The following is a 14,874-nucleotide window of genomic DNA, read 5'->3' on the forward strand; positions in this document are numbered from 1 at the left end:
ATGAGCCTGCGCGCCGCGCTGTCGATCCTTGCGCTTTCGCTGCTGGCCGGCTGCGTGTCGGGTGGTGCGAATGACCCACTGGCAACTCGACAGGGGCGAGTGGAGGCGGGGCGTGCCTATGTGCAGCTTGGGCTTGGCTATTTGCAACAAGGTTTGACCGAGCAGGCCAAGGCTCCGTTGGGCAAGGCACTGGTGCTCGATGCCAAGGATGGCGATGCTCACGCAGCCTTGGCCCTGGTGTTTCAGGCCGAAGGTGAAGCTGCGCTGGCTGAGGAACACTTCAAGAAAGCGTTGTCGGCAAGCCCCGGCGACACGCGAATTCGCAACAATTACGGCAGTTTCCTATATGCTCAGCAGCGTTTTGCCGAAGCCGAGCAGATGTTTCGCCTGGCCAGCGCCGATACCCTGTATCCTGAACGTTCGCGCGTCTACGAGAACCTTGGCCTGACAGCCCTGAAACTCGGCAACCGTGACCAGGCGCAGGCGTATCTGAGCAAGGCCCTGCAACTCAACCAGCGGCAACCCAGGGCGTTGCTGGAAATGGCTGAGTTGTCCTACGAAAACAGGCATTATGTGCCGGCACGGGGTTTCTACGATCGTTTCAGCCAGTTGAGCGATCACAATGCCCGTAGCCTCCTGCTGGGTAGCCGTCTTGCCCGGGTGTTCGACGAGCAAGGCACACAGGCCGAACTGGGCCAGCAATTACAACGACTTTATCCCGGTACGCCGGAATATCAGCAATACCTGTCGGAGCAACGATGAAAGCCGCGCATCCCGAAGTAGCAGCAGCGACTGGCCAGAACCCCGGTGAATTGTTGCGCCAGGCCCGCGAAAGACGGGAGTGGTCGCAAGCCGAGGTGGCCCGCAAGCTCAACCTCACCGTAAGTTCGCTGAACCACGTGGAAACCGGTGCCTTCGACAAGCTGCCAGGGCATACCTTCGCCCGTGGCTACATCCGTGCCTATGCCAAGCTGATGGACATGGACCAGGCGCCGCTGGTCGAGGCCTTCGACCAGTACACCGGCACCCATGCCAAGGGCAGCGACGTACATTCACTGGGCCGCATCGAAGAGCCGGTGCGCCTTTCGCACAACATCCTGCGCGGTGTCAGCCTGTTGCTGCTGGTTGCGGTGGTCGGTGGCAGCTTCCTGTGGTGGCAGGACCAGGGCAGCCTGCGCGGCAAGGACCTGGCCAATATCGCCCTGGAGCATGTCGAGGTCGAAAGCGCCGACGGTACCACCCAGATCCACCCGCTGGATGAGCCTGAAGACCAGGCTGTTACCTTAGGCCAGCAGGGCGAAAGCGCGCCGCTGCCGCTGGAGCAGGCACCTGCCGAGCCGGTTGCCGAGGCCAGCAGCGAGGCCGCCCCGGCTGCCGCAGCAGCCGCGCCGGTCCAGCAGGCGCCTGCACAGGCTGAAGCGCCTGCGCCGACAACGGCAGCACCTGCTGCACCAGCCACGCCAGCCGCCACCGTAGCCCAGGCCGCCCCTGTGGCGCCTGCCGCCAGCGTGCCGGCCATTGCCACCGAGCCTGCCGCCGTGCCGGCCGGCAGCGCCAAGGTTGCAATCCAGTTCACCGCCGATTGCTGGACCCAGGTGTCCGATGGCAACGGCAAGGTGCTGTTCAGCGCCATCAAGCGCAAGGGCGACAACCTCGAGCTGACCGGCAAGCCGCCGTTCGCGGTGCGCCTGGGCTTTGCCCGCGGCGCCCAGGTCAGCTACAACGGCCAGGCCGTCGATGTTGCCCCGTTCACCAGTGGCGAAACCGCTCGCCTGAAGTTGGGACAGTAAGTCATGCACGGCGAATCTCCGATCAAACGTCGCGAATCCCGCAAAATCTGGGTCGGCAATGTGCCGGTGGGTGGTGATGCCCCCATCGCGGTGCAGAGCATGACCAACACCGACACCAATGATGTCGCCGCCACCGTTGGCCAGATCCAGCGCCTGGTCGATGCGGGGGTCGACATCGTCCGTGTTTCGGTACCGGACATGGACGCCGCCGAGGCGTTCGGCAAAATCAAGCAACTGGTCAGCGTACCGCTGGTCGCCGACATCCACTTCGACTACAAGATCGCGTTGCGCGTGGCCGAACTGGGCGTCGACTGCCTGCGTATCAACCCGGGCAACATCGGCCGTGAGGACCGTGTTCGTGCTGTGGTCGATGCCGCTCGTGACCGTGGCATCCCGATCCGTATCGGTGTCAACGCAGGCTCCCTGGAAAAGGACCTGCAGAAGAAATATGGCGAGCCGACCCCGGCGGCGCTGGTCGAATCTGCACTGCGCCATGTCGAGCACCTGGACCGCCTGGATTTCCAGGACTTCAAGGTCAGCGTCAAGGCCTCCGACGTGTTCATGGCCGTCGAAGCCTATCGCTTGCTGGCCAAGCAGATCATCCAGCCGCTGCACCTGGGCATCACCGAGGCCGGTGGGCTGCGCTCCGGCACGGTGAAATCCGCCGTCGGCCTCGGTATGCTGCTGGCCGAAGGCATCGGCGATACCATCCGCATTTCGCTGGCGGCCGACCCGGTCGAAGAAGTGAAGGTCGGCTACGACATCCTCAAGTCGCTGCACCTGCGTTCGCGTGGCATCAACTTCATCGCCTGCCCGAGCTGCTCGCGGCAGAACTTCGATGTGGTCAAGACCATGAACGAACTGGAAGGGCGCCTGGAAGACCTGCTGGTACCGCTGGACGTGGCGGTGATCGGTTGTGTGGTCAACGGCCCTGGCGAAGCGAAGGAAGCCCACGTTGGCCTGACCGGCGGCACGCCGAACCTGATCTACATCGACGGCAAGCCGGCGCAGAAACTGACCAATGACAACCTGGTCGATGAGCTGGAAAAGCTCATCCGCCAGAAAGCGGCCGAAAAGGTCGAGGCCGACGCGGCGCTGATCGCCCGCGGCTGACACACAGATTCGTAAGGACTTTTCGTGAGCAAATCGCTGCAAGCCATCCGTGGCATGAACGACATCCTGCCAGAGCAGTCGCCGCTGTGGCGCTACTTCGAAGGCACCGTCGCTGGGCTGCTGGACACCTATGGGTACAGCCAGATCCGCACGCCGATCGTCGAGTTCACCGAGCTGTTCAAGCGCTCCATCGGTGAAGTCACCGACATCGTCGAAAAAGAGATGTACACCTTCGAGGACCGCAACGGCGATTCGCTGACCCTGCGCCCTGAAGGCACCGCTGCCTGCGTACGTGCAGTGCTCGAGCACGGCATCACTGGCAACGGCCAGGTGCAGAAGCTGTGGTACATCGGCCAGATGTTCCGCCACGAGCGCCCGCAGAAGGGCCGCTACCGTCAGTTCCACCAGATTGGCGTCGAGGTGTTCAACCTGGACGGCCCGGACATCGATGCCGAGCTGATCATGCTGACCTGGCGTCTGTGGGGCCTGCTGGGCATCCAGGATGCGGTCAAGCTCGAGCTGAACAGCCTGGGCACCAGCGAGGCCCGCGCCCGCTACCGCGACGCGCTGGTCGAGTTCCTCTCGGCGCGCCTGGAACAACTCGACGAAGACAGCCAGCGCCGCCTCAAGAGCAATCCGCTGCGCATCCTCGACAGCAAGGACCCGAACACCCAGGCGGTGCTGGTCGGCGCGCCGAAGCTGGAAGACTACCTCGACGAAGACTCCCGCGTGCACTTCGAGGGCCTCAAGGCCCGTCTGGATGCCGCCGGCATTCCGTTTGTGATCAACACCAAGCTGGTGCGTGGCCTGGACTACTACAGCAAGACCGTGTTCGAGTGGGTCACCGACAAGCTCGGCGCCCAGGGCACCGTCTGTGCAGGCGGCCGCTACGATGGCCTGGTCGAGCAGATGGGTGGCAAACCGACCACAGGCGTTGGTTTCGCCATGGGTATCGAGCGCCTGATCCTGCTGCTGGAGACCCTGGGCAAGGTACCGGCGTCCATCAACCGTCAGATCGATGTCTACCTGTGCGCCTTCGGCGAGCAGGCGGAGCTGGCTGGCCTGCGCTTGTCCGAGAGCCTGCGCGACCGGCTGCCGGGCCTGCGCCTGGCGGTCAACGCCGGTGGCGGCAGCTTCAAGAGCCAGTTCAAGAAAGCCGACAAGAGCGGCGCGTTGTTCGCCCTGATCCTGGGTGACGATGAGCTGGCCAAGCAAGAGATTGGCCTCAAGCCCCTGCGTGGTCAGGGCGAACAACAGAACATTGCCTGGGATGCTCTGGCTGAGCACCTGGAAACCGCGATCGCTCAGGCGTAACGCGGTTCAACAAGCGAATAGGCGAAAAGGAGTATTGGGGTGTCGAGTACCGATGATGATGACCTGGCAGGGGTCAAGGACTGGTGGAACCGTAACGGCAAGCCACTGCTGACCGGTGCGCTGCTGGCTGGCGTAGTGGTGTTGGGCTGGAACACGTGGCACAAGTACCAGGACAACCAGTCGCAAGGCGCATCGCAGCTGTATCAGGCCCTGCTTGAAACCAGCCTGACGCCGAGCGGGCAGCCGGATGCGACCAAGGTCGCGGAGCTGTCCGGCAAGCTCAAGAGCGAGTTCGGTGGTACCGCCTACGCCCAGTACGGCAGCCTGTTCGTGGCCAAGGTCGCGGTAGAGAGCGGCAAGCTCGACGACGCCGCTGCCGAGCTCAAGAATGTGCTCGACAAGCCTGCTGACGACACCCTGGGCGAAATTTCGCGCCAGCGCCTGGCACGCGTGCTCGCGGCCCAGGACAAAGCTGAAGATGCGCTCAAGCTGCTCGACGGCGACGCCGACAAGGCGTTTTTGGCCAGCCGTGAAGAATTGAAGGGCGACCTGCTGGTGCAGTTGGGTCGTGCCGACGATGCCCACAGCGCTTATGAAAAAGCCAAGGCCGCGCTGTCCGATGAGGCGGCGGTCGGTGGCTTGCAACTGAAGCTGGATGACTTGGCCAAAGGGGACGCGTGACGTGATCGGTTGGAAACAAGCAGCAGTGCTGACCCTGGCCGTACTGGCCGCAGGTTGCAGCAGCAACAGCAAGAAGGAACTGCCTCCGGCCGAGCTGACCAAGTTCACCGAAGAAGTGGTACTGAAAAAGCAGTGGAGCCGTTCGATCGGTGACGGCCAGGGCGAGACTTACAATACCCTGGTGCCAGCCATCGAGAACGACCGCATCTACGCCAGCGACGTCAATGGCGAAGTCTTCGCCCTCGACCGCATTACCGGCGACGTGGTGTGGAAGCAGGATCTGGAGCTGCCGGTTTCCGGCGCCGTCGGCGTTGGCTATGGCCTGGTCATGCTCGGCACCCTCAAGGGTGAAGTGATTGCCCTGGACTCCAGCACCGGTGAAGAGCGCTGGCGCTCGCGCGTAACCAGCGAAGTCCTGGCGCCGCCTGCCAACAACGGTGACGTTGTGGTGGTGCAGACTCAGGACGACCGTCTGATCGGCCTCGATGCCGCTACCGGCGACCGCCGCTGGATCTACGAGAGCACCCCGGCTGTACTGACCCTGCGGGGCACCGGTGCGCCGATCGTCACCAACCGTCTGGCTGTAGCCGGCCTGTCCACCGGCAAAGTGGTCGCGGTCGACATCAACAACGGCGTGCCGGTGTGGGAGAGCCGTGTGGCGATCCCGCAGGGCCGTTCCGAGCTGGACCGTGTGGTCGACATCGACGGCGGCCTGCTGCTGTCCGGTGGTACGCTGTACGTCAGCACCTACCAGGGCCGCGTAGCGGGCCTGGACCTGGAAAGCGGCCGTGTGCTGTGGCAGCGTGATGCCTCGAGCTACGTGGGTGTCGCCCAAGGTTTCGGCAACGTCTATGTCAGCGAAGCTTCGGGCAGTGTCGAGGGTGTCGACGAGCGCTCTTCCAGCGCACTGTGGACCAACGACTCGATGGCGCGCCGCCAATTGTCGGCACCGGAAGTGTTCTCCAGCTACGTGGCTGTAGGTGACTTCGAAGGTTACCTGCACCTGCTCAGCCAGGTCGACGGCCGTTTCGTCGGCCGTGAGCGTATCGACAGCGATGGCCTGCGCGCCCGGCCCCTGGTGGTCGGCGACACCATCTATGTCTTTGGCAACAGCGGCAAGCTCGAGGCACTGACCATCCGCTGAAGCTATGCTCAAGGCCACTACAGGTCTTGAGTTGCGGCGTAGGACACGCCGCCCGAACTCCGGCCGCTGCCTTGCAGCGGCCTTTGCATTTTCAAGAATTCAAGAGTGGAGAGCCGCATGGTTCCCGTAATCGCCCTGGTGGGACGGCCGAACGTCGGCAAATCCACCATGTTCAACCGCCTGACCAAAACCCGCGATGCCATCGTGGGTGACCTGTCGGGTCTGACCCGTGACCGCCAGTATGGTGATGCCAGCTGGCAGGGTCGCTCCTTCATCCTGATCGACACCGGTGGTATCACCGGTGACGAAGTGGGCATGGATGAGAAGATGGCCGAGCAGTCGCTGATGGCCATCGAAGAAGCCGACTATGTGCTGTTCCTGGTCGACGCCCGCGCCGGCATGACTGCCGCCGACCAGATGATCGCCGAGCACCTGCGCAAGCGGAACAAGTCGGCCATCCTGGTGGCCAACAAGATCGACAACATCGACGCCGACGTCGCCCGCGCCGAGTTTTCGCCGCTGGGCATGGGCAATGCCATTCCGGTGGCCGGCTCGCAGGGCCGCGGCATCAATCAGTTGATGGAGTCGGTGCTGGGCCACATTCCTCGCGATGCTGAGGAAGAAGCCCTCGACCAGGAGGTTGCCGAAGGCGAGGAAGCGGTACGCATCCCCGGCCCGAGCGAAAAGGATGGCATCAAGATCGCCATCATCGGCCGCCCCAACGTGGGCAAGTCGACCCTGGTCAACCGCATGCTCGGCGAAGAGCGCGTGGTGGTCTACGACCAGCCGGGTACCACCCGTGACAGTATCTACATCCCGTTCGAGCGCGATAACGAGAAGTACACCTTCATCGACACCGCTGGCGTGCGCAAGCGCGGCAAGATCCACGAGGAAGTCGAAAAGTTCTCGGTGGTGAAGACGCTGCAGGCGATCAAGGACGCCAACGTGGTGATCTTCGTCATGGACGCCCGCGAGGGTGTGGTCGACCACGACCTCAACCTGCTGGGCTTTGCCCTGGAAGCGGGCCGCGCCATCGTCATCGCCCTGAACAAGTGGGACGGCATGGAGTCGGGTGAGCGCGACTACGTCAAGACCGAGCTGGAGCGCCGGCTGTTCTTCGTCGACTTTGCTGACATCCACTTCATCTCGGCGCTGCACGGCACCGGCGTGGGCCACTTGTACAAGTCGGTGCAGGCCGCGTTCAAATCGGCGGTCACCCGCTGGCCAACCAGCCGTCTGACGCAGATCCTCGAAGATGCCGTCAGTGAGCACCAGCCACCGCTGGTCAACGGCCGCCGCATCAAGCTGCGCTATGCCCACCTCGGCGGTGCCAACCCGCCGCTGATCGTGATCCACGGCAACCAGACCGAGAAGATTCCCAAGTCGTACTCGCGTTACCTGGAAAACACTTACCGCCGGGTGCTCAAACTGGTCGGTACGCCGATCCGCATCGAGTACAAAGGCGGTGAGAACCCGTACGAGGGCAAGAAGAACACCCTCACCGACCGCCAGGTCAACAAGAAGCGCCGCTTGATGTCGCACCACAAGAAGGCCGAGAAGAAGCGCCGCGACAAGCGCTGACAAGCGGCAAACTTCAAGTCGCAAGCTGCAAGAATGAGCGGACGCTGATACATGTCGCTTTTTCTTGTGGCTTGGAGCTTGTAGCTTATAGCTCTCCGTCCCGCAGGAAAGAGGGCTTCATGATCCGCAGCAAACTGCCGAACGTCGGCACGACCATCTTCACCACCATGTCCCAGCTCGCCGTGCAGACGGGCGCGCTCAACCTTTCCCAGGGTTTCCCAGACTTCAATGGCCCGCAGGCTTTGCTCGATGCGGTTGGCCGCCATGTGTCCGCCGGGCATAACCAGTATGCGCCGATGACCGGCTTGCCGGCCTTGCGCCAGCAGGTGGCGGCCAAGGTCGAGCGCCTGTATGGGACCAAGGTCGATGCCGATCAGGAAGTGACCATCACCCCGGGCGCCACCGAGGCGATCTTCTGTGCCATCCAGGCGGTGATCCACGCGGGTGACGAGGTGATCGTCTTCGACCCCTGTTACGACAGCTATGAGCCCTCCGTGGCGCTTGCCGGCGGCCGCTGCGTGCACGTACAGCTCAGTGATGGCGACTTCGGTATCGACTGGCAGAGGTTCAGCGATGCCCTGAGCCCGCGCACACGCATGGTCATCCTCAATTCGCCGCATAACCCCAGTGGTGCGCTGATCACGGCTGAAGACCTGGACCAGTTGGCGCGCCTGATAGCTGATCGCGATATCTACCTGGTCAGCGACGAAGTGTATGAACACCTGGTCTACGATGGCGTACCTCATGCCAGCGTTCTGGCCCATGCAGAGCTGTACCGCCGCGCGTTCGTGGTCAGTTCGTTCGGCAAGACTTACCACGTGACCGGCTGGAAGACCGGCTACGTGGTCGCGCCACCTGCCTTGAGCGCGGAGCTGCGCAAAGTGCATCAGTACGTCAATTTTTGCGGAGTTACACCGCTGCAGTGTGCACTCGCGGACTTCATGGCCGAACACCCTCAGCATGTCGACGAACTGCCAGGTTTCTATCAGGCCAAGCGCGACCTGTTCTGCGACCTGCTCAACGGTTCGCGTTTCAGCTTTACCCGCACGGCCGGCACCTATTTCCAGCTGGTGGACTATTCGCAGATCCGGCCAGACCTGAACGACGTCGAAATGGCCCTTTGGCTCACCCGTGAACACGGCGTGGCGACCATTCCGGTGTCGGTGTTCTACCAGCAACCCATCCCCGAGCAACGCCTGGTACGCCTGTGCTTTGCCAAACGTGAGGAGACGCTGCGTCAGGCAGCGGAAAAACTATGCGCGATCTGAGTGCACTGCCCAACCTGAAAATCGCCCTGGTGCAAACGGCCCTGGCCTGGCACGACCGCGAGGCCAATTACGCGCATTTCGAGGTGTTGCTCGACCAGGCTGGAGATGCCGACCTGGTGATCCTCCCCGAGATGTTCACCACTGGTTTTTCGATGGAATCGGAAAGCTTGGCCGAGCCCGAGAACGGCCCGACCTACAAATGGCTCAAGGCTCAGGCCAAGCGCATCAACGCAGTGGTTACCGGTAGCGTGATCATCCAGGCCGCCGATGGCAGCCACCGCAACCGCTTGCTGTGGGCGCGCCCGGACGGCGAGATCCTGCACTACGACAAGCGCCACCTGTTCCGCATGGCCGGTGAGCATAAGCACTACACCCCGGGTGAGCGTCAGGTGCAGTTCGAGATCAAGGGCTGGCGGGTACGCCCGCTGATCTGCTATGACCTGCGTTTCCCGGTGTGGAGCCGCGATGCCCAGGATACCGACCTGCTGTTGTACACCGCGAACTGGCCGGCGGCGCGCCGCCAGCACTGGAACCGGCTGCTGCCGGCGCGGGGTATCGAGAACCTGTGCTTCGTGGCGGCGGTGAACCGGGTGGGCACCGATGGCAAGGGTTTCGCGTATTCCGGCGACAGCCAGGTGCTGGATTTCCAGGGTGAAAGCTTGCTCAGTGCGGGCGAGGCAGACGGGGTGTTCACGGTCGTGCTGAGGGCGGCGGAGCTTGCCAACTACCGTACCCGCTTCCCGGCCAACCTGGATGCCGATACCTTCGAGCTGCACTGAGCCAGCACCGCCCCCCGGTAGGAGCGGCCTTGTGTCGCGAAAGGGTCGCAGAGCGGCCCCAGCAATTGTTGCATCAATGCCGAAACATCGAGGGCCGCTTTGCGGCCCGTTCGCGACACAAGGCCGCTCCTACAGCGGCCAGCTGTGTCAGTTCAATCCCTGATCAGTAAACATCCCGCCGATAACGCCCGTCTTCGATCAACTGCTCGACCATTTCTTCACCGAGCATGCCCTTGAGCGCCGCATCAACTCCGGCCGCCATCCCGTGCAGGCTGCCGCAGACATACACATAAGCGCCATCGGCAACCCAGCGCTTGAACTCCTCAGCCTGCTGCAGCAATACATCCTGCACATATACCTTCTTGGCCTGATCGCGCGAGAACGCCAGGTCCAGGCGTGCCAGGTCGCCGCTCTCCAGCCAGGTTTGCAGCTCATCGCCACACAGCAGGTCATGCGCGCGGTTACGCTCGCCGAACAGCAGCCAGTTGCGCTGCTCGCCGGCATTGATCCGCGCCCGCAGCAGGCAGCGCAGGCCCGCAAGGCCAGTGCCGTTGCCGATCAGGATCATCGGCGCGGCGCTTTCGGGCAGATGGAAGCCACTGTTGCGCCGCAGGCGCAGGCCAAGGGTGCCATCGACTGGCAGGTACTCGGTCAGCCAGCCAGAGCCCAGGCCAAGGTTGCCGTCGGGGTGACGCTCCTGGCGCACGATCAGCTCCAGCACACCATCGCTGGCGATCGAGGCGATGGAGTATTCGCGGCTGCCGATCGGTGCCAGCGCATCGATCAGCGCTTGTGGCTGCAAGCCGATCAGGTGGTCCCGACGGGTTGGTAGCTGGCGGCCTGCCAGGGCTTGGCCGAGGGTCTCGCTCAGGCCGTGAAGCTGCACAGTGGCGTTGGCGTCGAGGGCCATGCCGCTGAGGAATGCATCCACGCGTGGCTGGCCATTGAGCGGCAGAACTTCTACCAGGTCACCGGCCTCCCAGCTGGCGGGCTCTTCAGGGCGCAGGCCGATCAGGTAGACCGGTTGGCCTTGACTGCCCGGATTGAGCAGATCGCGGCTGACCAGGTTCCAGTTGCCGAAACTTGGCGGTTGCCAGGCAGCGACGGGTTGGGCGCCAGTCAGCTGCGCCAGTTCCTGCTGCCATTGCTGCAGGGCCGCCGGGTCGGCGTTGTCCACTTCCACCGGGCTGAACGCCGTGCTGGCACCGCGCTCGCCGAGCCATGCCTGCAGGCGCCGGGCAAAGCCGCAGAAGTGCGGGTACTGGCGATCACCGAGCGCCAGCACGGCATAGCTGAGCCCGTTCAGGGCCCAAGGCTGGCCCAGCACCTTGCGCTCGAAGGCGCGGGCGCTGTCAGGCGCTTCGCCGTCACCGAACGTGCTGACCACGAACAGCGCGCGGCGCGTCTGGCGTAGGTCCTCTTCGCCAAGGTCGGCAAGTGCACGTACTTGCACCGGCAAGCCTGCGGCCTGCAATTGTCCGGCGCTCTGCCAGGCCAGTTGCTCGGCGAAACCGCTCTGGCTGGCGAAGCCGATCAGCCAGCTGTCGCCGCTGGCGCTGGCGTTGGCGACGTGGCCGCGGGCGGCACGCACCTGGCGCTTCTTGCGGCGGCGGTCGAGGTACAAAAGCCAGCCGGTGACGAAGAACAGCGGCATGGTCAGGCTGGCGAGGGTGACGATGATCCGCCCCGGCAGGCCGAAGTATTCACCCACGTGCAAGGCATAAACACTTTGCAGCAGCTGGGCCTTGAAGGACTTGTCGGTATAGCGGTCGTGGTTTTTCACCTGGCCGGTGGCCGGGTCCAGGGTCAGGGTATTGAAGGCGCGTGGGTGCGCGGCGCTGTCGAGCAGGTAGAACAGGCTGGCGGGCTGGCCGCCAGCAGGTGGCAGGCGCAGGTTGTACATGGCAAGCCCTGGCCCGGCAGCGTCCTTGAGGTTGGCCCAGATGGCGTCGTAGTCGACCACCAGCGGCGGTGCGTTCTTGTCCACCTTCTGCGGCCCATGGCGGCCACGGCCTTCGCCGCGCTTGTGCTGCTGTCCTGCGCCAGGCGCGTCGGCAAGTAACCTGTTCAGGCCTTCGCGGTACCACTCGTAGGACCAGAACAGGCCGGTCAGCGCGAACAGAAGGTAGAACAGCAGGCACCAGGTGCCGGCTACGGCATGCAGGTCCCAGTTGAAGGCGCGGCCTTTCTTGGCCCAGTCGAAGGTCAGCCAGGTGCGCCAGTTCAGGGCTTTGCGCGGCCAGCGCAGGTACAGGCCGGAGAGGCAGAAGAACACCAGCATCAGGGTGCAGGCGCCCGTGATCTGCCGGCCGGTGTCACCCATGGCCAGGAACCGGTGCAGGGTGAGCATCAGTTTGAAGAAGTCTTGCCCGGCGGCCTGGCCCTTGAGCTCTCCGGTATAGGGGTCGGCATAGCGCAACTCACCGCGGCGCTCGCCCGGCGGCGGTGTGAAGAAGACCCGTGCGGCGTTGCCTTCGCGTACATCGACCCACAGCATCGACACTTTGTCGCCTTGGGCGGCCTCGACCCTGCGCACCAGTTCAGCCGGAGGCAGCACGCCCTCGGCGCGTACCTCGACCTTCAACACATCAGCGTTGAAGGCGCGCAGCAATTCTTCCTGGAACGAATAGAGCGCACCGGTAATACCCATCAAGGCCAGCACCAGGCCAGCGGTGATGCCAAAGAACCAGTGCAATTGGAACAGCGTCTTCTTCACCACATCGTTCACCTTGTGTTGCTGCCGCGCCCTGCGCGGGGTGCATTATGCCTTGATACGCAAAAGCCCCGCTCACTGGAATGAACGGGGCTCCGGGTTGCTGCTTTAGAAGTGGACGCTGGTGGTCAGCAATGCAGTCCTGCCCGCCGCCTGGTTGGCGAAGTGGGTGGAGAACGCTTTGTCGTAATACACCTCGTTGGTCAGGTTCTGCACGTTAAGTTGCAGGTCGACGTTCTTGGTCAGCTTGTAGGCGGCCATGGCGTCATAACGTACATAGCTGTCGACCATGGTGGTGTTGGCTACGTTGCCGTAGACGTCATCCACATAGAAGGCGCCGCCGCCGACCGTCAGCTTCGGGGTGATCGAGTATGTGGTCCACAGGCTGGCGCTGTTGTTAGGCGTGTTTGGCAATTGGTTGCCATCGTTGGCCTTGCCCAGCGGGCCGCCGTCGATCTGGCGGGCCTGCAGGTAGGTGTAGCCGGCGAACACTTGCCACTTGTCGGTGAGCTTGCCGCTGGCCGAGAGCTCGATGCCCTGCACGCGGGTTTCGCCGACGTTTTCGTAGGTGGTGGTGTTCACCTGTACACGGGCGTTTTCCTTCTCGGTACGGAACAGCGCAGCGGCCAGCGACAGGCGCTCGTCGAGCAGGTCCCACTTGGTGCCGATTTCGTAGTTGGTGGTTTCTTCCGGCTCCATGTCGCTGGCCAGGATGTTGCCACCACGGTCGGTGGTGCCCGACAGCGGGTTGCCTTCGGTACCTTCGCCGAGCATCGCCCCGGGCGGGGTGGCGGAAGTGGCATAGGACACGTAGATGCTACCGTTCTCGGCCGGTTTCCAGACCAGGCCCAATTGGCCGGTGAAGAACTCGCTGGTGTCGCGGCCTTTGGTCGGGACGCCGTTCTTGTTCACCACTGTCGCGCCGGAGGCATCGTAAGTGCGGAACTTGGTATCGAAGTGGTCGTAACGCAGGCCCATGTTCAACAGCCACTCAGGCGTCAGCTCCAGGGTGTCGAAGGCGTAGATTGCGCGGGTCTTGCTGCTGGTCTTGGTGCCGGCGTAGTTGCGCGAGATCGTGCCATCCCAGGCATCGTCGGGGTTCGGGTCGCTCAGCGAAGTACAGCTGCCACCATTGCCCGGGCCGGTGCAGGTGAGCTTGCTGTTTGGCGACACCGTGTAGCTTTGGCGGTCCGAGTCTTCCTTGCTGAACTCGACCCCGGTGGAGAAGCTGTTCTTGAAACCGCCCACGAAGAACTCACCGAACAGGTCGGTCTGGTTGGTGGTGGTGGCAGTGTTGCCCACACGGGTATTGGCACGACGCCATACGCCGTTGTTGTTGACGTTGCCCGCGCTGTCGTCTGGCTGGGTCAGGATGTAGTCCTGCATGCTGTTGCCATGACGCAGGGTGTTCTTGATGGTCAACGAGTCGCTCAGGTCGTGTTCCACGGCGATAGTAGCGATGTCCACACGGGTCTTGCGGAAGTCGCGACCGGTCAGGCCGTAGAAGTTGTCGCTGTCGCCGCCGTCGATCGGCTTGCTTGGGTGCGCCGAGGTGCGTGCGCTGCTGCCACCGGTAGGGATGCTGTACGGGATGCCCGAATCCGGCAGGTCGTCGCTTTCCAGGTGGTAGTAGTCGAGGTTGACGCGGGTTGGCGTGCCCAGGCCAAAGGCCAGCGACGGGGCGATACCCCAGCGGTCGTAGTTGACCTTGTCCCGGCCGGCAACGTTGCTCTCGTGGGTCATCAGGTTGAGGCGGCCGGCAGCGGTGTCGCTGAACTGGTAGTTGCCGTCAAAGGTGTAGCGCTGGGTCTGGTCGCTGCCCCAGGTCCAGGCACCGTCCAGCGAGTTGCCCAGGTGTGCACGCTTGCTCACCAGGTTGATGGTGCCGCCTGCCGCGCCGCGGCCACCGATGGCCGAGTTGGGGCCTTTGGCCACTTCCACCGATTCGATGGCGAAGATTTCACGGGTCTGCGCACCGGTATCGCGTACACCATCCAGGTAGGTGTCACCCTGGGCGTCAAAACCACGAATGAACGGACGGTCGCCTTGCGGGTTGCCGCCTTCGCCTGCACCAAAGGTGATGCCTGGCACAGTGCGCAGGGCATCCTGCAGGCTCAGGGCATTGGTGTCCTTGATGACTTGCTGGGGGATTACGGTAACCGAGCGTGGGGTGTCCACCAACGGTGCGGTGTACTTCTGCGAGGAGGCCTTTTCGACCTTGTAATCGGTGCTGGCCTGTTCAGCCTTGCCATTGACGCTGGTGGCATCGAGGGTGATGGCGCTGTTGGTAGCCGGATCGGCGGCGTAGGCGGACGAAGCGCTCAGGGCGACGCCGATGGCGGACACGATCAGACGTGGAGAACTCACTGCAGATGGCACGTATTGACGCATTGTTATGGACCTTCCCCAAGGTGTGAAGGCCGCGGATCATAATGCAAGTGATTGCAGGTCACAATTGAGATTCGTTACCATTCACTTCGAACTTACAATC

Annotated in this window: 11 protein-coding genes; 9 read left to right on the forward strand and 2 right to left on the reverse strand. The window is 63.2% G+C overall.

What is annotated here, in order from left to right:
* The 9 genes from pilW to ACMGGN_RS01270 all read left to right on the forward strand — a co-directional run bounded on the left by pilW (position 1) and on the right by ACMGGN_RS01270 (position 9,670).
* Positions 1 to 762, forward strand: coding sequence for a type IV pilus biogenesis/stability protein PilW (pilW, locus tag ACMGGN_RS01230; RefSeq protein WP_046784481.1), 762 nt, complete (start codon positions 1 to 3; stop codon positions 760 to 762).
* On the forward strand, positions 759 to 1,790 hold the full coding sequence (locus ACMGGN_RS01235) for a RodZ domain-containing protein (RefSeq protein WP_115273920.1): 1,032 nt from the start codon (positions 759 to 761) through the stop codon (positions 1,788 to 1,790). The genes pilW and ACMGGN_RS01235 overlap by 4 nt, the downstream gene beginning before the upstream one ends.
* 3 nt (positions 1,791 to 1,793) lie before the next feature.
* A complete protein-coding gene (gene ispG, locus ACMGGN_RS01240) occupies positions 1,794 to 2,903 on the forward strand; it encodes a flavodoxin-dependent (E)-4-hydroxy-3-methylbut-2-enyl-diphosphate synthase (protein ID WP_012316136.1) in 1,110 nt (369 codons plus the stop codon).
* Positions 2,904 to 2,927: 24 nt separating this feature from the next.
* On the forward strand, positions 2,928 to 4,217 hold the full coding sequence (gene hisS, locus ACMGGN_RS01245; protein ID WP_012316135.1) for a histidine--tRNA ligase: 1,290 nt from the start codon (positions 2,928 to 2,930) through the stop codon (positions 4,215 to 4,217).
* Positions 4,218 to 4,256: 39 nt separating this feature from the next.
* The gene (locus ACMGGN_RS01250; RefSeq protein ID WP_039602044.1) at positions 4,257 to 4,898 is read left to right on the forward strand and encodes a tetratricopeptide repeat protein; all 642 of its coding nucleotides are present in this window, start codon (positions 4,257 to 4,259) and stop codon (positions 4,896 to 4,898) included.
* A 1-nt stretch (position 4,899) separates the two neighbouring features.
* The gene (bamB, locus tag ACMGGN_RS01255; RefSeq protein ID WP_046784478.1) at positions 4,900 to 6,042 is read left to right on the forward strand and encodes an outer membrane protein assembly factor BamB; all 1,143 of its coding nucleotides are present in this window, start codon (positions 4,900 to 4,902) and stop codon (positions 6,040 to 6,042) included.
* 117 nt (positions 6,043 to 6,159) lie between these two features.
* Complete coding sequence (gene der / locus ACMGGN_RS01260) at positions 6,160 to 7,623, forward strand: ribosome biogenesis GTPase Der (RefSeq protein ID WP_012316132.1); 1,464 nt, start codon at positions 6,160 to 6,162, stop codon at positions 7,621 to 7,623.
* A gap of 119 nt (positions 7,624 to 7,742) precedes the next feature.
* A complete protein-coding gene (locus ACMGGN_RS01265) occupies positions 7,743 to 8,891 on the forward strand; it encodes a pyridoxal phosphate-dependent aminotransferase (protein WP_119687742.1) in 1,149 nt (382 codons plus the stop codon).
* On the forward strand, positions 8,879 to 9,670 hold the full coding sequence (locus tag ACMGGN_RS01270) for an amidohydrolase (RefSeq protein ID WP_046784476.1): 792 nt from the start codon (positions 8,879 to 8,881) through the stop codon (positions 9,668 to 9,670). The genes ACMGGN_RS01265 and ACMGGN_RS01270 overlap by 13 nt, the downstream gene beginning before the upstream one ends.
* A gap of 163 nt (positions 9,671 to 9,833) precedes the next feature.
* Here the strand turns inward: ACMGGN_RS01270 and ACMGGN_RS01275 are convergent, their stop codons facing one another.
* Both ACMGGN_RS01275 and ACMGGN_RS01280 read right to left on the reverse strand, forming a co-directional pair.
* The gene (locus ACMGGN_RS01275) at positions 9,834 to 12,389 is read right to left on the reverse strand and encodes a sulfite reductase flavoprotein subunit alpha (protein ID WP_119687741.1); all 2,556 of its coding nucleotides are present in this window, start codon (positions 12,387 to 12,389) and stop codon (positions 9,834 to 9,836) included.
* Between the two features lie 102 nt (positions 12,390 to 12,491).
* Positions 12,492 to 14,774 carry a TonB-dependent receptor gene (locus tag ACMGGN_RS01280; RefSeq protein ID WP_414156398.1) on the reverse strand — a complete coding sequence of 761 codons (2,283 nt, stop codon included), beginning with the start codon at positions 14,772 to 14,774 and terminating at the stop codon, positions 12,492 to 12,494.
* Between the last annotated feature and the right edge of the window lie 100 nt (positions 14,775 to 14,874).

It is taken from the genome of Pseudomonas sp. BNK-30, assembly GCF_047456185.1.
Lineage (GTDB): Bacteria > Pseudomonadota > Gammaproteobacteria > Pseudomonadales > Pseudomonadaceae > Aquipseudomonas > Aquipseudomonas putida_E.